Origin of the sequence: Hydrogenophaga intermedia (assembly GCF_023715105.1) — a bacterium.
Classification (GTDB): Bacteria; Pseudomonadota; Gammaproteobacteria; order Burkholderiales; family Burkholderiaceae_C; genus Hydrogenophaga; species Hydrogenophaga intermedia_A.
In genome coordinates, this window is record NZ_JAMBNO010000004.1 from 96,911 (window position 1) to 114,267 (window position 17,357).

11 protein-coding genes and 1 pseudogene are annotated in these 17,357 nt (G+C 67.9%); 7 read left to right on the forward strand and 5 right to left on the reverse strand.

Annotation, left to right across the window (positions count from 1 at the left end; genetic code table 11):
* The first annotated feature begins 25 nt into the window (after positions 1-25).
* Positions 26-829 (forward strand): ChaN family lipoprotein, encoded by an 804-nt coding sequence (locus M3149_RS05210; RefSeq protein ID WP_251708268.1) that lies wholly within the window; start codon positions 26-28, stop codon positions 827-829.
* Between the two features lie 12 nt (positions 830-841).
* Here the strand turns inward: M3149_RS05210 and M3149_RS05215 are convergent, their stop codons facing one another.
* On the reverse strand, positions 842-2,185 hold the full coding sequence (locus M3149_RS05215; protein WP_251708269.1) for an aminotransferase class III-fold pyridoxal phosphate-dependent enzyme: 1,344 nt from the start codon (positions 2,183-2,185) through the stop codon (positions 842-844).
* Between the two features lie 118 nt (positions 2,186-2,303).
* Here M3149_RS05215 and purU point away from each other — a divergent pair, with 118 nt between their 5' ends.
* Positions 2,304-3,152, forward strand: coding sequence for a formyltetrahydrofolate deformylase (purU, locus tag M3149_RS05220; protein ID WP_251708270.1), 849 nt, complete (start codon positions 2,304-2,306; stop codon positions 3,150-3,152).
* The gene (locus M3149_RS05225) at positions 3,124-4,035 is read left to right on the forward strand and encodes a LysR substrate-binding domain-containing protein (protein ID WP_251708271.1); all 912 of its coding nucleotides are present in this window, start codon (positions 3,124-3,126) and stop codon (positions 4,033-4,035) included. Before purU ends, M3149_RS05225 begins: the two co-directional genes overlap by 29 nt.
* A gap of 34 nt (positions 4,036-4,069) precedes the next feature.
* On the opposite strand, the gene M3149_RS05230 is transcribed toward M3149_RS05225, so the two are convergent.
* On the reverse strand, positions 4,070-4,492 hold the full coding sequence (locus M3149_RS05230) for an Hsp20/alpha crystallin family protein (protein ID WP_251708272.1): 423 nt from the start codon (positions 4,490-4,492) through the stop codon (positions 4,070-4,072).
* A 203-nt stretch (positions 4,493-4,695) separates the two neighbouring features.
* Here M3149_RS05230 and M3149_RS05235 point away from each other — a divergent pair, with 203 nt between their 5' ends.
* The 3 genes from M3149_RS05235 to M3149_RS05245 are packed head-to-tail and all read left to right on the forward strand — an operon-like array spanning position 4,696 to position 10,605.
* Positions 4,696-6,198, forward strand: a complete 1,503-nt coding sequence (locus tag M3149_RS05235) for an FAD-linked oxidase C-terminal domain-containing protein (RefSeq protein ID WP_251708273.1) — start codon at positions 4,696-4,698, stop codon at positions 6,196-6,198.
* Positions 6,199-6,247: 49 nt separating this feature from the next.
* Positions 6,248-10,123, forward strand: coding sequence for a PAS domain-containing sensor histidine kinase (locus tag M3149_RS05240; RefSeq protein WP_251708274.1), 3,876 nt, complete (start codon positions 6,248-6,250; stop codon positions 10,121-10,123).
* Complete coding sequence (locus M3149_RS05245; RefSeq protein ID WP_251708275.1) at positions 10,120-10,605, forward strand: response regulator; 486 nt, start codon at positions 10,120-10,122, stop codon at positions 10,603-10,605. The genes M3149_RS05240 and M3149_RS05245 overlap by 4 nt, the downstream gene beginning before the upstream one ends.
* Before the next feature lie 21 nt (positions 10,606-10,626).
* Here the strand turns inward: M3149_RS05245 and M3149_RS05250 are convergent.
* Both M3149_RS05250 and M3149_RS05255 read right to left on the reverse strand, forming a co-directional pair.
* Positions 10,627-12,438, reverse strand: a pseudogene (locus tag M3149_RS05250) (carboxyl transferase domain-containing protein); the annotation flags it as partial.
* A gap of 20 nt (positions 12,439-12,458) precedes the next feature.
* Positions 12,459-12,764: an RNA recognition motif domain-containing protein gene (locus M3149_RS05255; RefSeq protein WP_251708276.1), complete on the reverse strand. Its 306-nt coding sequence runs from the start codon at positions 12,762-12,764 to the stop codon at positions 12,459-12,461.
* 247 nt (positions 12,765-13,011) lie between these two features.
* On the opposite strand from M3149_RS05255, the gene M3149_RS05260 reads away from it, so the two are divergent.
* A complete protein-coding gene (locus M3149_RS05260; RefSeq protein ID WP_251708277.1) occupies positions 13,012-15,942 on the forward strand; it encodes a sensor domain-containing protein in 2,931 nt (976 codons plus the stop codon).
* Positions 15,943-15,957: 15 nt separating this feature from the next.
* Here the strand turns inward: M3149_RS05260 and M3149_RS05265 are convergent, their stop codons facing one another.
* Positions 15,958-17,313, reverse strand: coding sequence for a glutamine synthetase family protein (locus M3149_RS05265; protein ID WP_251708278.1), 1,356 nt, complete (start codon positions 17,311-17,313; stop codon positions 15,958-15,960).
* Between the last annotated feature and the right edge of the window lie 44 nt (positions 17,314-17,357).

Here is a 17,357-nt window from a genome sequence, read left to right on the forward strand (position 1 = left end):
GCGGCGGCGCGCCTACCATCATGCGATGCGCTCGCGAACCCTGGTGACCCTCGCCGCCACGCTGGCCCTGGTGGCTGGGTGTGCCACCCGTGCCGACACGCCCTCCCCCGACGCGCTGCTGTCGCGCGTGATGCCCACCCCTTTGCTGCTGGTGGGCGAGCAGCACGACGCGAGCGAGCACCAGCGGCTGCAGCGCGACCTCGTGCAGGCCCTGGCCACGCGCGGCCAACTCGCTGCGGTGGTGATGGAAATGGCCGAAGCGGGCCACGACACACGCGGTCTTGCGCGCAATGCCGACGAAGCCGCTGTGCGCGCCGCGCTCGGCTGGAACGAGCAACACAACTGGCCTTGGCCGACCTACCGGCCGGTGGTGATGGCCGCGGTGCGCGCGGGCGTGCCGGTGGTCGGCGGCAACCTGCCGCGCAACCGCATGCGCGAGGCCATGGGCGATGCGGCGCTCGATGCGAGCGTGACGCCCCCGGTGCTGCTGCAGCAGCGCGAGGCCATCCGCACCGGGCACTGCGACCTGCTGCCCGAGACGCAGCTGGGGCCGATGACGCGCATCCAGCTGGCGCGCGATCGGACGTTGGCACAGGTGGCGACAGCGCAGCTCGCCGCCGGCCGCACGGTGCTGCTGATCGCCGGCAACGGCCACGTACGTGGCGACCTTGGTGTGCCGCGGCACCTTAGCCCCGGCCAGGCGCACCGCGTGATCGTGGCGCGCGCCGGCAAAGCCGGCACCGATGTGCCCGCCGACGCCCACTGGGACACACCCGCCCTGCCCGAGACCGACCACTGCGCCGGGCTGCGCGCGCGCTTCAAGCGCTGAGCGCGTTCGTGTTCAGGCCGGCAGGCGCTTGATGGCGTCGGCCAGCACCGAGACCATGGTCTCGATGTGCTCGCGCTCGACGATGTAGGGCGGTGCGAACACCAGGTTGTCGCCCGCGTTGCGCACCAGAACGCCGCGGTGAAAGCAATCGAGGAACACATCGAACGCGCGTTTGCCGGGCATGCCGGGCTGCGGCGCAAGCTCCACCGCGCAGGCCAGGCCCAGACTGCGGATGCCGATGACGTGCGGCAGGCCCTTGATGGCCGAGAACATCGCATCGCTGAGCACCTGGCCCATCTCGCCGGCACGCGCGAACAGGTTTTCCTGCTGGAACAGCTCCAGCGTGGCGATCGCCGCGGCGCACGCCACCGGATGACCCGAGTAGGTGTAGCCGTGGAAGAACTCGATGGCGTGATCGGGTGCACTGCCGTGTGCGCCCATCATGGCGTCGTAGATGCGCTGGCTGCAGACCACGCCGCCCAGGGGAATGACGCCGTTGGTGACGCACTTGGCGAAGTTGAGCATGTCGGGCTGCACGCCGTACCAGTCGGCGCCGAAGGCCGTGCCCAGGCGGCCGAAGCCGGTGATGACCTCGTCGAAGATCAGCAGGATGCCGTGCTTGTCGCAAATCTCGCGCAACCGCTTGAGGTAGCCCTTGGGCGGCACATACCAGCCCGCGCTGCCGGCCACCGGCTCCACGATCACCGCGGCCACGTTGCTCGGGTCGTGCAGCGGCAGGATGCGGTTCTCCAGCTCGAGCAGGATGTCCTCCTCCCACACCGGTTCCTGGTGCTGCACGAAGGCGTGCTTGACCGGGTCGTGGATGAAGCGCAGGTGATCGACACGCGGCAGCAGGCTGGTGCCGTAGACCTTGCGGTTGGCCGGAATGCCGCCGACCGACATGCCGCCGAAGCCCACACCGTGGTAGCCGCGCTCGCGGCCGATGAACAGGTTGCGCTGGCCTTCACCGCGCGCGCGGTGGTAGGCCAGGGCCACCTTCATCGAGGTGTCGGCCGCCTCGGAGCCCGAATTGCAGAACAGCACCTTGTTCAGGTCGCCCGGCGCCATGGCGGCGATCATTTCGGCCGCGCGAAAGGCCTTGTCGTTGCTCACGCTGAACGCGGTGGCGTAGTCCAGCGTGTCGAGCTGCTTCTTGATGGCCTCGTTGATCGGTTTGCGGTTGTGCCCCGCGCCCACGCACCACAGGCTGGAGATGCCATCGATGACCTGACGGCCGTCGTGCGTGGTGAAGTGCATGCCGTCGGAGGCGACGAAAATGCGCGGGTCCTTGGCGAAGCTGCGGTTGGGGGTGAAGGGCAACCACTGGTTGTCCATCTTGAAATCGTTGTAGGCCATGGCGGCGTCTCCTGCACGTTGATCGTGCCATTCTGGCACCGTGCGAGGCCGCCCGGAGGCACCACTGCGACGCGCCCGCCAGGGCCCACCGCCGCGCGCCTGCGACAATCTCGCCGCCATGGAAAACACCTACGTCCTCACCCTCTCTTGCCCCGACAAGCCCGGCATCGTGCACGCCGTCTCCGGCTTCCTGTTCGAGCGCGGCGGCAACATCGAAGAGGCGGCCCAGTACAACGACCACGACACCGGCCTGTTCTTCATGCGCGTGCAATTTGCCTGCGCCCAACTGAGCCGCGAGCAATTGGGCGAGCAACTGGCGGCCTTCGCCGCGCCGTTCGGCATGCGCTGGGGCCTGCACCCGCTGGCACAACCCATGCGCACCGTGATCTTCGTGAGCAAGGAAGGCCACTGCCTCAACGACTTGCTGTTCCGCTGGAAGAGCGGTCTGCTGCCGCTGGATATCCGCGCCATCGTGAGCAACCACCGCGACTTCTACCAGCTCGCGGCCAGCTACAACGTGCCCTTCCACCACATCCCGCTGACGGCCGCCACCAAGGCGCAGGCCGAAGCAAAGCAGCTGGACATCATCCGCGCCGAGGACGCCGAACTGGTGGTGCTGGCGCGCTACATGCAGATCCTCTCGAACGAGCTGTGCCGTGAACTGGCCGGGCGCGCGATCAACATCCACCACAGCTTCCTGCCCAGCTTCAAGGGCGCCAAGCCCTACTACCAGGCGCACGACCGTGGCGTGAAGCTCATCGGCGCGACCGCCCACTACGTGACGGCCGATCTCGACGAAGGCCCCATCATCGAGCAGGACGTGGCGCGCGTGGACCACACGGACACGGTGGAAGACCTCACCGCACTGGGCCGCGACACCGAGAGCCAGGTGCTGGCGCGTGCCGTCAAGTGGCATGGCGAGCACCGCGTGCTGCTCAATGGCCACAAGACCGTGGTCTTCAAATGACGCAGGAGCAGGCGCGGTGATCCGTATTCCCCCGATCCAGTGCCTGCTCACCTTCGAGGCGCTGGCGCGCCTGCGCAGCGTCACGCAGACCGCCGACGAGCTCAACGTCACACCCAGCGCGGTGAGCCACCGCATCCGCCAGCTCGAGGAAGCACTGGGCACCAAGCTGTTCGGACGCGCCGACTTCTCGCTCACCACGGAAGGCATCGAGTACCTGGCGCATGTGCGCGAGGGCCTGGTCTCGCTGCAGAAGTTCCCGAGCCAGCAGGCCGCGCCCGGGCGGCGCAAGCTGCGCCTGGCGGTCACACCCACCTTTGCGCGTTCGATCCTGCTGCCGCGCCTGAAGCAGTTCAGCGACACCTACCCCGAGATCGACCTCACATTGCAGGTAAGCATCCCGCTGCTGGACGTGGTGGCCGAGGATGCCGACCTGATGGTGCGCTTCGGCACCGGTCGCTACGCCGACGTGGAGCACCTGCTGCTGGCCAAGGATGAGGTTTCGCCCATGGCCTCGCCCACCTTCGTGCGCGAGCATGGGCCGTTCGATGCGCCCGAGGATCTGGAGGGCCTGCCGTTGCTGCGCAGCCCGCTGGAGCCCTGGCGCACCTGGTTCGCCGCGCACGACCTCGATTGGCCCGAACCCACCGAAGGCTCGCAGTTCAACGACATCGGCCTGATGTGCGACGCCGCCGCCGCCGGCATGGGTGTGGGCCTGCTGCGCTACAAGCTGGCCGCACCCTGGCTCGACAGCGGCGCGCTGGTACCGCTCTACCCACGCCGCGTGCCCAGCCCGCACGCGCACTACCTGTGCTGGCGCAGCGGCACCATGGAGCGCTGGGAGTGCGCGGCGTTCGCGCGCTGGCTGCAGCAGGCGATGGGTTGAGACCGACCGCTGCCGGCCCCGACCGCGATCGGTCTTATTCGATCGTCAACCGCTGCCCCGCGATCGCGGCCTTCTTGGGCAGCGTCAGGTGCAGCACGCCGTTGTCGTAGCGGGCCTTCGAGGCGTCCTTGTCCACGCGCTGGGGCAACTGGAATGCGCGCGAAACTGCGCCGTAGAAACGCTCGCTGCGCAGCACGCGCTGACCGTCGCGCTGCTCGTCGAGCTGCTTGACCTCGGCGCGCAACGTCACCACGTCGTCCTCGATCGTGACCTGGATGTCTTCCTTGGCGACACCGGGCAACTCGGCGTCCACGGTGTAGGCGGTGGGGGTTTCCTTCACGTCGACACGGATCTGCGCGGGCAGCGGGTCGCCATGCAGGGGCTTGACGTAGAAGCCGGGCGCCACGTCCTTGAAGAAGTCGTCGAACAGGCTGCCGCGGGTGATGAGACCGTTCATGGGATGCGTCCTCCATTGAAGCGGGGCGCGCGACCATCGCAGCGCCCGGTGCCGCTCAACTGGCGCCGGGCCGCAAGATTTTCAAGGGCTGCCCGACGACCGTGCAGCGCCCGGGGGCCCCGCGGCTCAAGCCCTGCTGCAGGAATTTTCAACACACCTCCCCGCAGGCGCGGCCTACACTGGCTGCCTCCTGGAGACACCCGATGAACGCCCCCGCCGCCCCCCAGCAGATCGACCGGTTGCAGCGCGCCGAGCGCCAGGCCGAGGTGGTGCGCGCGCTGCAGCCGCTGCTGCCCGCGCACACGTTGCTCTGGCAGAGCGAGGACACCATCCCCTACGAGTGCGACGGGCTCACGGCCTACCGCGAGCGCCCGCTGGTGGTGGCACTGCCGGAGAACGAGGCCCAGGTCGCCGCGGTGCTCAAGGCCTGCCACGCGCTGGGCGTGCCGGTGGTGGCGCGCGGCGCGGGCACCGGTCTGTCCGGCGGGGCCATGCCGCACGCCATGGGGGTCGTGCTCTCGCTGGCCAAGTTCAACCGCATCCAGGCCATCGACCCACGCGCGCGCACCGCCACCGTGCAGGCCGGCGTGCGCAACCTGGCCATCAGCGAGGCGGCGGCGCCGTTCGGCCTGTACTACGCGCCCGACCCGAGCAGCCAGATCGCCTGCACCATCGGCGGCAACGTGGCCGAGAACTCGGGCGGGGTGCACTGCCTGAAGTACGGGCTCACCCTCCACAACGTGCTGCAGGTGAAGGGTTTCACCATCCAGGGCGAGCCGGTGGTGATCGGCAGCGAGGCGCTGGACACCCCGGGCCTGGACCTGCTGCCGTTGGTGGTCGGCAGCGAGGGCATGCTGGCGGTGACGACCGAGGTGGTGGTCAAACTCGTGCCCAAGCCGCTGCTGGCGCGCTGCATCATGGCCAGCTTCGATGACGTGCGCAAAGCCGGCGACGCGGTGGCGGCGGTCATCGCGGCCGGCATCATCCCGGCCGGGCTGGAGATGATGGACAAGCCCATGACGGCCGCCGTGGAGGATTTCGTGCACGCCGGCTATGACCTCACGGCCGAAGCCATCCTGCTGTGCGAAAGCGACGGCACGCCCGAGGAAGTGGCCGAGGAGATCGAGCGCATGAGCACGGTGCTGCGCCAGCATGGGGCGACGGCCATTGCCGTGAGTCGCGACGAGGCCGAGCGGCTGCGCTTCTGGAGCGGACGCAAGAACGCGTTTCCGGCCAGCGGACGCATCAGCCCCGACTACATGTGCATGGACTCGACCATCCCGCGCAAGCGCCTGGCCGACATCCTGCTCGCCATCCAGGCCATGGAGAAGACCTACGGCCTGCGTTGCGCCAACGTGTTCCACGCCGGCGACGGCAACCTGCACCCGCTGATCCTGTTCGACGCCAACGACCCGGACCAGCTGAGCCGCTGCGAGCGCTTCGGCGCCGACATCCTGGAGACCAGCGTGGCCATGGGCGGCACCGTCACCGGCGAGCACGGCGTGGGCGTGGAAAAGCTCAACAGCATGTGCGTGCAGTTCAGCGCCGAAGAGAACGCGCAGATGTTTGCCATCAAGCACGCTTTTGACACCAAAGGATTACTCAACCCGGGGAAGGTGATCCCCACCTTGCAGCGCTGCGCCGAATACGGGCGCATGCTGGTGCGCGGCGGGCAGTTGCGCCACCCGGAACTCCCCCGCTTCTGAGGGGCATTGCACACGCCGTGTGGCGCGACCTGTCGGGTACATTGCGGCAATGAGCGCCTTGCTGCCGCCCGGTCACGCGCAGCCGGCCCGCCGCGATGGCGAGGCCGGTGCCACCGAGCGCGAGCGTGCCCTGCTGCTCGAGCTGAACGCCCTGCGGGCCGAGAACGAGCACCTGCGCCAGCGCTACGCGCAGCACATCAACAGGCAGCCGTCGCCCGCCAACGATCCGGGCGGCCGCGCAGGCGAAGCCATCGCACCGCATGCCGAGCTGCCCCTGCCGCTGGAAGCCACGCTGGAGCCCACCGAGGGCAACGCGCAGCCGGCGCTGGTGCAATACGAGGCACTGTTTGCCACGCTCGGCAGCGTCTTCCCCATCGGCATCTTCCGCACCGATGAAGCCGGCGTGCTCACCCACGTCGACACGCAGTTGCAGCAGATCTTCGGGCTGCCGCGCGAGGGGTTCCCCAATTTCGGCTGGCTCGAGCGCGTGCACCCGGATGACCTGGAGCGCGTGAAGTCCAGCTGGGCGCAGGCCATTTCCCGCGCGCAGAGCCTGAGCCTGGAGTTCCGCCTGATGCGCCCCGGCGAGCCGGTCCGGCACCTGCTGGCGCGCAATGCCCCCGTGCGCGACGCCAACGGCAAGCTCACCGGCCAACTCGGCTTCGTGCAGGACGTGACCGCGCTGCGGGTACTGGAAGCCGAGGCGCGGATCAAGGAAGAGCTCAACCGGCAGATCATCGCCAGCAGCCCGGACTGCACCAAGGTGCTCGACCTCGATGGCCGCGTGGTGCAGATCACCGAGCAAGGCCGCCGCCTGGTCGAGGCCGACGACCTCGAACAGGTGCAACACAGCGACTGGACCACCTGGTGGCCCGAGGAAGGCGCCCTGCTGGCGCGCGAGGCCATTGCCACGGGCTGCCAGGGCAGAAGCTCGCGCTTCGTGGCCTACGGCACCACCTTCAAGGGGACGCCCAAGTGGTGGGACACGGCCGTCACACCCATTTGCGACACACAGGGCAAGCCTGCGATGCTGCTGGTGGTCTCGCGGGACATCACGGAGCAGCACCGGCAGCAGGAAGAGATCCGCCGTTTCAATGTGGAGCTCGAACGCCGCGTGAAGGAACGCACCGACGAGCTGGCCGATGCCAAGGAGCGGGTGAGCATGGCGCTGGCCGAAGCGCAATCGCTCTACAACCAGGCACCATGCGGTTACCACTCGCTCGACGAGAACGGCACCTTCGTGCTGATGAACCGCACCGAGCTGGAATGGCTGGGCTACGAGCGGCACGAGGTGATCGGGCAATTGCATCTGCGCGACGTGCTGCTGCCCGAACAGCTGGACTTTGCACTCAAGCGCCTGCGCGAGCTGGTGGCCGGCGTGCGCATCGATCCGGCAGAAATCACGTTGCGACGCCGCGATGGAAGCACCTTCGTCGCCCTGGTCAGCAGCACCGCAGTGCGCGACCACAAAGGTCGGTTCTTGCGCACCAACAACACCCTGATCGACATCACGGCGCGCAAGGCGGCCGAAAACGCACTGGCTGCGCAGAGCCGTTTCCTGCAGGCCCTGACGGACTCCGTGCCGGTGCAGCTGGCGTATTTCGACCACGACATGATCTGCCGCTTTGCCAACGCCAGCTACGCGCGCTGGCGCGGCGGCGTGCCGTCCGATGTCGTGGGCCTGCACCTGCGCGACATCGCACAGCCACGCTACTACGAGGCGGCCCGCGAGCGCCTGGCCGCTGCACTGGCGGGCATGCCGCAGCGTTTCGAGGGCGAGCGCGCCTTCCCCGACGGCCACACCTTCTACGCCAGCATCGAATACACCCCGTTCACGATCGAGGGCCACGTGCAGGGCCTGATCATCCAGATGCTCGACATCACCGAGCGCAAGGCTGCCGAGGACCGCGTCGCACAGGCCAACCTGCAGCTGGGCGACGCGCTGGAGCAGGCCCGCACGCTCTACAACGGCGCGCCCTGTGGCTACCACTCACTCAACCTGCAAGGCACCTTCGTTTCGATCAACGACACCGAACTCGGCTGGCTGGGCTACCGGCGCGAGGAAGTGATCGGCAAGCTCAACTTTCGCGATGTCATTCCCCCGCGGCAGGTGGCGCTGCTGGAAGCACGCATGGGCCGCATGCTCGATGACGACGCCCTGGAGGCGGTGGAGTACGAGATGCAGCGCCGCGACGGCAGCCGCTTCTTCGCGCTGCTGTCGTCTTCGGCGGTGCGTGACGCGCAGGGCAATTTCCTGCGCAGCAACACCACGGTGGTGGACATCACGCGACGCAAGGCCGCCGAAGACGCCCTGCGCGAGCAGCAGCATTTCCTGCGCACCATCACCGACCACGTGCCAGGACTCATCGCCTACCTCGACGCCGGCCTGCGCTTCCGTTTCGCGAATGCCGAACACCTGCGGGTCTACGGCATGGACCCCCAGCGCATTCTGGGCGAGCACATCAGCCAGTGTGTACCGCCCGATGTCTGGGCCGACATCGCACCGCGCATGGCGGCCGCCCTCGACGGCACGCCGCAGCACTTCGAGACCTGGCGCCGCACCGTCGACGGCAGCCCGATCTTCGTCAGTGCGAACTACCTGCCCGATCTCGATGCCGAAGGCCGTGCGCGCGGGCTTTTCGTGCAGATCATCGACATCACCGAGCGCAAGCGCATCGAGGAGCGCGTGAGCCACCTCAACGAGGAACTCGAACTGCGCATCCAGGAGCGTTCATCCGAGCTGCTCGACAGCGAGCAGCGCTTCCGCCTGATGGTGGACAACCTGCGCGACTACTGCATCTTCTTCATGGATGCGAACGGCTTCATCACCGACTGGACCGACAGCGCCCAGCGCATGGATGGCTATTCGCCGGTGCAGATGATCGGCCGCCACTACGGGGTGCTGTTCGACCCGAACGACCCCGAGGCCGGCAAGGCCGATGCCGAGCGCATGCTGCGTCTGGCCGCCTCGCGCGGTCAGCACGACGTGCAGAGCTGGCTCACGCGCAAGGATGGCACGCGCTACTGGTCGCACTCGGTGCTGATCGCCTTGCGCGATCAGCGCGGCGAACTGATCGGCTTTGCGAAGATCAACCGGGACATGACCGACGCCAAGCAGCTCGACGATCTGATGCACAACATCAACGACGAGCTGGAGAAGCGTGTGGTCGAGCGCACGGAGCAGCTGCTCGCCGCCAACCGCGATCTCGAATCGTTCTCCTACTCGGTCTCCCACGACCTGCGCTCACCGCTGCGCCACATCTCCAGCTTCGTGAGCCTGCTCGAAGAACACCTGGGCGCCACACGCGACGAGACCACTTCGCGTTATCTCTCCACCATCGGCAACTCCGCGCGGCACATGAGCCAGCTCATCGACGGCCTGCTCGCGTTCTCGCGGCTGGGCCGCGCGGCGGTCAACATTGCCCCGGTGGACTTCAATCACCTGGTGAGCGCGGTCGTTTCCCAGATCGCACACGACACCGATGGGCGGGTGGTGGACTGGCACATCGACCACGACCTGCCCGTGGTCCACGGCGACGCACTGCTGCTGCGCGAGGTCTGGGCCAACCTGCTGGGCAACGCCTTCAAGTACACGCGCCCGCGCGAGCGGGCTGTCATCGCCGTGAGCTGGCACCTGGAGCCGGTGCGCGGCTACGTGTTCTCCGTCCGTGACAACGGCGTGGGTTTCGATACAAAATATTCCCAAAAGCTCTTCGGCGTGTTCCAGCGGCTGCACCGGGCGTCCGAATTCGAGGGGACGGGCATCGGTCTGGCACTGACAAGGCGTATCGTCGAGCGGCACGGTGGCAGCGTCTGGGCAGAAAGCCGCCTGGGCGAGGGCAGCGTGTTCCACTTCTCGATACCGATCGAAGGCCCACGCCAGATCGAGCCCACCGATTCGATGCCGGCCCCGCTAGAACCATGAACAAGAACGCCGATGCCATCCTGCTGGTCGAGGACAACCCCGACGACGCCGAGCTGACCAAGCTCGCCCTCTCACGCCACGGCCTGGAGGGCCGTGTCACACACGTCTCTGACGGCATGCAGGCGCTGGACTACCTCTTCCGCCGCAACCAGTTTGCAAACCGGCCGGGAAGCCACCCGGTGCTGGTTCTGCTGGACCTGAAGATGCCGTTGCTCGACGGCATCGGCGCGCTCAAGGAGATCAAGAGCTCCGAGTTGCTGCACAACATCCCGGTGGTGGTGCTCACATCGTCCACCGAACCCAGCGACCTGCTGCGCGCTTACGACGCCGGCACCAACGCCTACATCGCCAAGCCGACCGAGTTCTCGCAGTTCCTCGGCGCCATGAAGCACGTGTGCGAGTTCTGGGTGAACATCAACCAGACCGCGCCGCCGCTGGCCTCAAGCGGCGTGCGCAGCACCGGTTTCGGCGACCTGCTCTGAGGACCCTCGGACGATCCCGATTCACCAGGGATCGACGTAGCGCGCCGGCCGGTCCTCGCGCACGCGTGCGCCGGCCAAGCCACGAAGCAGCCAGTCGCGCGTCTCGGCCGGGTCGATGACGGCGTCGATCTCCAGCGTGGTCGCCATCGGGATCGCTGCGCCCTGTGCCACCTGCCGGGCCAGCAGTTCGTCGAACAGGGCCTGGCGCTGCGGCCCCTCGGGCAAGGCCTCCAGCTCCTTGCGGTAGCCCAGGCGCACCGCGCCTTCCAGCCCCATGGCGCCAAACTCCGCGCTGGGCCAGGCCACGGTGAAACCCGGGGCATGCAAGCCGCCGCCGCTCAAGCCCATGGCTCCCAGGCCGAAGGCTTTTCGCAAGACGACGCTGAAGAACGGCACGCGCAGCGCTGCTGCGATGACGAACAGGCGGCTCACGTGGCGCACCTGCGCTCGGGCTTCCACGTCGGGCCCCACCATGAAACCGGGTGTGTCGATCAGGCTGACCAGGGGCAGGCCGCGCGCATCGCACAACTGCATGAAGCGCGCGAGTTTGTCCGCTGCATCGGCATCCACGGCGCCGCCCAGGTGCTGCGGATTGCTGGCCACGAAGCCGACCGCGCGGCCGCCCAGGCGGCCCAGGGCCGTGTGCACCGCCTGGCCGAAGCCCTCGCGCAGCCAGACCACACTGCCCCCGTCGGCCAGCCCCAGCACCACCGGGCGGCTGTCGTAGCTGCGCACGCGGCTGTCGGGCAGCACCTCGCGCAACAAGGCACCCTCAGGCGGGTCGCCCGCTTGGGTGACGCCCTGGAACATCGCCAGGCACTGACGCGCCGCGGCCACGGCCTGCGCCTCGTTCTCCACCAGGATGTCGATGACACCGTTGGCGTGTTGCAAGGAAGCGGGCCCGATGTCCTCGGGCGCATACCGGCCCAGGCCGGCTCCTTCGACCATGGCGGGCCCACCCATGCCGATGTTGCTGCCGCGCGTGGCGATGATCAAATCACAACACCCCAGCAGTGCCGCGTTGCCGGCAAAGCATCGCCCTGCGGCGATGCCGATGGTCGGCACCCGCCCCGACAGGCGCGCCATCGCGGCAAACGTGCCCACGTGCAAACCGGCCACGATGGGCATGTCGGTGTCGCCAGGGCGCCCGCCACCGCCCTCGGCAAACAGAACCACCGGCAATTGCTGGTCGTGCGCGATCCCGAGCAGGCGGTCGGTCTTCTGGTGGTTGCGCATGCCCTGGGTGCCGGCCAGCACCGTGGCGTCGTAGGCCAGCACGGCGGTGCGCGCGCGCTCGGGGCCGAACAGTGCGCCGTTGACCGCGCCGATGCCCGTGACCATGCCGTCGCCCGGGGTGTTGGCGATCAGGTCGGCCTCGCTGCGCCGCGTGCGCTGTGCGGCCACCGCCAGCGCCCCGTACTCGATGAAGCTGCCGGGATCGCACAGGTCGGCGACGTTCTCGCGCGCGGTGCGCAGGCCCTGTGCGTGTCGACGCGCCACGGCCTCGGGGCGCGCGGCGTCGGCCACGAAGGCCATGCGCTCGCGCCAGCGGCGCAGGTCCTCGCGTTCGGTGGGTGTCTGTGCGGCGGGCCCGGGGTCGGCGCCCTCGGCGGACTGCGGTGATGCCAGCGGGTCGATGCGCCAGAGCGGGTCACCCGCCTGCACCGCCTCGCCCGGTGCCACGAGGCATTCGGCAAGCCGACCATCGGCATCGGCCCGCAGTTCGTGTTCCATCTTCATGGCCTCGACCAGCAGCAAGGGCTGACCCCGGCGCACGAGGTCGCCTGGCCGCGCAAGCCACTCGACGACCTGGGCCTGCAAAGGCGATTGCAAGGGGGGAGCGTGAGCCGCGCTCAGTAAATGTCGGAGTCGGCCCACTGCGACGAGGGGCCGAATTCCTGCTGCTTGGCGGGCACGTTGAGATTGAGCACGAACACGACTTCGCCGCCGAAGCGGCCCACGCCCAGGCTCTTCATGAGCTGTTGTTCCTGCTCCGGGCGCTCCATGCGCAGGAAGCAGATGGCCTGCTTGGTGCCCTCGTGCATGGCCGTGAGAATGTCCAGACGCGTGATGCGGCCGAACTCGCTGCACAGCTGGTGCAGGGCGGATTTCAGGCTGGTCACGTCGCTGTGCTGCCTGAGTTCTGCGAGTGCGCTCACTTTGTCAACTCCCCCGGTCTTGCCTGGCTGGGCCGATCCCTGCGCTTGGCGCAAGTCTGTGTCATCAGAGACGCCTTTTTCATGACAACCGTCAAGCATCGTAGAACAGCCGCTACAAAAAGTCACAACTATGTTACAAAAATCCGGCGCACCCGCCCGAGGCGTGTCGAAGTTCACGACTCGGGCCCGGCTTGCCCGGTGAAAGACCACAGACCGCTGCCAGAGCGGTCGCTATCCTAGGCCTTCCATGCGACGCCCGACCACCGAAGTCTCCCTGGCCAGCGCGGCCCATCCCCACAACGTCGAGTTTCGTGACGCGTTCGACCGCGTGGCCCACCAGCTGGTGCGCGAGCTCGACATCACCTCGGCCGTGGTGCTGGAACGAGAGGGCCAGGGCTGGCACTTGCTGGGCAGCGCCGGGCTCGATGCCGCCCAGGAGGACGTGGTGCTGGCGCTGTGCGAGCGCCTGGACGCCACCGAGGAGTGGATTGCCGACGCCGGCCGCGAGTCGCGCTGGTCGCACCTGGACCTCGGCCGCGGCAGGCGCGGCCTGCGCCACCTGCACTGGCTGCCCTTCGCGCGCGCCGACGGGGCAGCGCTGCTGCTCATCGATGCACAACCGCGCGAGGAACGGCGCGACGCCCATGGGCTGCGGCCCCTGTGCGAGCTGGCCTGCGACCTGCTGCTCGCCGTGCGCCGTGGCCGCGAGGTGCTGGCCACCAAGACCACGCATCAGCGCAACCACCAGAGCCAGATTGCGCTGATCGAACGCACCGCGGGACTGGGCAGCTGGTCCATCGAAACCAGCGGGCAGCGCCTGGAATGCTCGCCCGGCTTGTTGGCGCTGCTGGCGGTCGAGGGTGACGACGTGCCCGGCACTCTGGAAGCCATGCTGGAGCGGCATGCGCCGGAGTGGCGCCACGGACTCAGGCAGCGCATCGAGCGCTGCGCGCTGCGCGCCGAGCCTTTCGACGAGGAGGTGCAGATCCTGCTGGAGGGCGTGGGCCCGAAGTGGGTGCGCACGGTGGGCGACGCCGTGTGCGACGACGCGGGCGACGTGGTGCGGGTGCAGATCGCGGTGCACGACATCTCGGCCACCAAACAGGCACAGCAGGAAACCTTGCGCCTGGCGATGCGGTTGACCACGACACTGGCGAGCATCACAGAAGCGTTCGTCACGCTGGACCGCCAGTGCTGCTTCACCTACCTCAACCAGGAGAGCGAGCGGCTGCTGCAAAAGAGCACTGCGGATCTTCTGGGTCTGGAGCTCTGGCACGACTTTGCGCCTGCCGTGGCGCAACGCCTGAGAGAACAACTGCTCAACGCGCTGCAGACCAATCGCCGCGTGGAACTGGAAGACTGGTTCCCGTCCCTGGGCAAATGGCTGGAGGTGCGCGCCTACCCGTTCGCCGAAGGGTTGGCGGTCTACTTCCGGGACGTGACAGAACGTCGTCGCTCGCAGGAGCAACTGATGCTGCTGGAGACGAGCGTCGCACGGCTCAACGACATCGTTCTCATCGCCGAAGCCGGCGACCGCGACGTGGAGCCGCGCATCGTGTTCGTCAACGATGCTTTCGAAACCCAGACCGGCTACGCACGCAGCGACATGCTTGGCCAGTCGCCGCGGCTGCTGCTTGAACTGGACCCGACCGTCACCAAGATGCGCGAGCTCACCCAAGGCTTGCGCGACACGCAAAAGGCGCGCACGGAGCTGATGGTGCGACGCAAGAACGGCGCGATGTTCTGGGTCGAGCTCGAGGTGGTGTCGGTGCAGTCCGGCAACGGCGATGCGACGCATTGGGTCGCGGTCGGGCGCGACATCACGCAGCGCAAGACGGCCGAGGACATGATCCGCCACCTGGCGTTCTACGACCCGCTGACCGACCTGCCGAACCGCCAGTTGCTGCAGGACCGCCTGCAGAAGGCGCTGGCCAGCAGCGCGCGCAGCGGGCAACACGGCGCGCTGCTGTTCATTGACCTGGACAACTTCAAGATGCTCAACGACACGCTGGGGCATCAGATGGGCGACCAGTTGCTCAAGAAGGTGGCGCAACGCCTGAGCGCCAGCGTGCGAAAGACCGATCTCGTGGCGCGCCTGGGCGGCGACGAGTTCGTGGTGATGGCCGACGACCTGAGCAACGACCCCACCGCTGCCGCGCACAAGGCGCGCGTGCTGGCCGAAAAGGTGCTCAACACCTTGCGCGAGCCGTTCGCACTCACCGGCCACCACCACTTCGCCACGCCCAGCATCGGCGTCACAATCTTCAGCGGTACGCTGGCCGACGTGGGTGAGTTACTCAAGCAGGCCGACCTGGCCATGTATCAGGCCAAGTCATTGGGCCGCAACACGCTGTGCTTCTTCGACCCGGCGATGCAGTCCGCCATGAGCGCGAATGCGCGCACCGGCTCCGACCTGCGCGACGGCCTGCGCCGTGGCGAGTTCGCCCTGTACTACCAGCCGCAGGTGGACCGTGCGGGCGTGATCACCGGCGTGGAAGCGCTGCTGCGCTGGAACCACCCCGAGCGCGGCCTCACCTTCCCGGCCGACTTCATCCCCGTGGCCGAGGACACCGGCCTGATCCTGCCGCTGGGCCTGTGGGCGCTGGAGACCGCGTGCGCCCAGCTGGCCGCCTGGGCACGGCGCCCCGAGACGGCCAACCTGAGCATCGCCGTCAACGTGAGCGTGCGCCAGTTCCGGCACCCCGATTTCGTCGACTCCGTGGTCGCGTGCATCCGCAACAGCGGCGTGCGCCCGCACCGGCTCAAGCTCGAACTCACCGAGAGCCTGCTGGCCGACCGCATGGAGATCACGATCGAGAAGATGGGCATGCTCAAGGCGCTGGGCGTGACGCTCTCGCTGGACGACTTCGGGGTCGGCTATTCGTCGTTGTCGGTGCTCAAGCGGCTGCCGCTGGACCAGCTCAAGATCGACAAGGCCTTCGTGGCCGACGTACTGACCGACCCGAACGATGCCGCGATCTCGCGCGCCATCATCGCGCTGGCGCAGTCACTGGGCCTGCAGGTCGTGGCAGAAGGTGTGGAGACGGTCGAGCAGCGCGACTTCCTCACCTACCAGGGCTGCGACCAGTTCCAGGGGCACCTGTTCTCCAAGCCGCTGCCGATCGAACAGCTCGACGCCCTGCTCGCCAACCCCTTGGCAGGCATGGTGGTCATGTGACCGCGCCGAGCGCGTTCAGACGTTGAGCAGCAGGAAGCGCCGCTCCCACGGGCTCACCACATCGAAGTACTCGCGGTACTCGGTGTCCTTGATGGCGCCGTAGGTCTGGATGAAGTGCTCGCCGAACAAGTCCACCAGCGGCGCGCACTGCATGAGCCGCTCGACCGCGTCGTCCAGGTGGCGCGGCAGTTGGTGCGGTTGCTCGTAGGCGCTGCCGGTGAGGGGCTCGGTGGGCTTGATGCCCTGCTTCATGCCCAGGTAGCCGCAGGCCAGGCTGGCCGCCAGCGCCAGGTAGGGGTTCACGTCCACCCCCGCCAGTCGGTTTTCCACGCGGCGCGCTTGCGGGCCCGAGTGCGGCACGCGCAGGCCGCAGGTGCGGTTGTCATAGCCCCAGCTCAGGTTGATGGGCGCCGAGGTGTAGCGCGACAGGCGCCGGTACGAGTTCACGTAGGGCGCGAAGAAGGCGGTGGCCGCGGGCAGGTAGGTCTGCAGACCCCCGATGAAGTGGAAGAACAGATCCGACGCCTCGCCATCGGCGCGGCTGAAGATGTTCTGTCCGTTGTCGATGCCCACAACGCTCTGATGGATGTGCATGGCGCTGCCGGGCTGGCCCTGCATGGGCTTGGCCATGAAGGTGGCGTACATCTGGTGGCGGATCGCCACCTCGCGGATGGTTCGCTTGAACAGGAACACCTGATCGGCCAGCGGCAGCGGGTCACCGTGGTCGAGGTTGATCTCCATCTGGGCTGTGCCCATCTCGTGGATCAGCGTGTCGAGCTGGATGCCCTCGGCCTCGCACCAGTCGTACATCACGTCGAAGATGTCGTCGTACTCGTTGATGGCGTCCATCGAGAAGCTCTGCATGCCCGCCTCGGTGCGCTTGGTGCGGCCCACCGGCGCCTTGAGCGGGATGTCCTCATCGGGCTCGACCTGCACCAGGTAGAACTCCATCTCGGGCGCCACGATGGGCTTCCAGCCTTCGTCGGCATAGAGCTTGAGCACGCGGCGCAGCACGTTGCGCGGCGACAGCGCCACGCCCTTGCCGTCGAAGCTGAAGCAGTCGTGGATGATCTGCGCGGTGGGTTCCTTGGCCCAGGGCACGGGGCGCAGGGTGGTGGCGTCCGGACGCAGTTGCATGTCCGGGTCGGCCACCGAGGTGTAGTCCTTCTCGGGGTAGTCGCCGGTCACCGTCATGGTGAGCACAGCCTCGGGCAGGCGCAGGCCCACGGCCGGGTCGTATTTGTGGCGCGGCACGATCTTGCCGCGCGCCTGGCCCGCCATGTCGGGAATCAGGCATTCGATCTCGGTGATGCGGTGTTCGTCCAGCCAGCGCTGGATCTCCGCGGCGTCGTTGCTGGGTTGCTCGGCCATGAAGGGCACTCGGGAGTTCGGGATGCGCGCGACTGTAAGCGCAG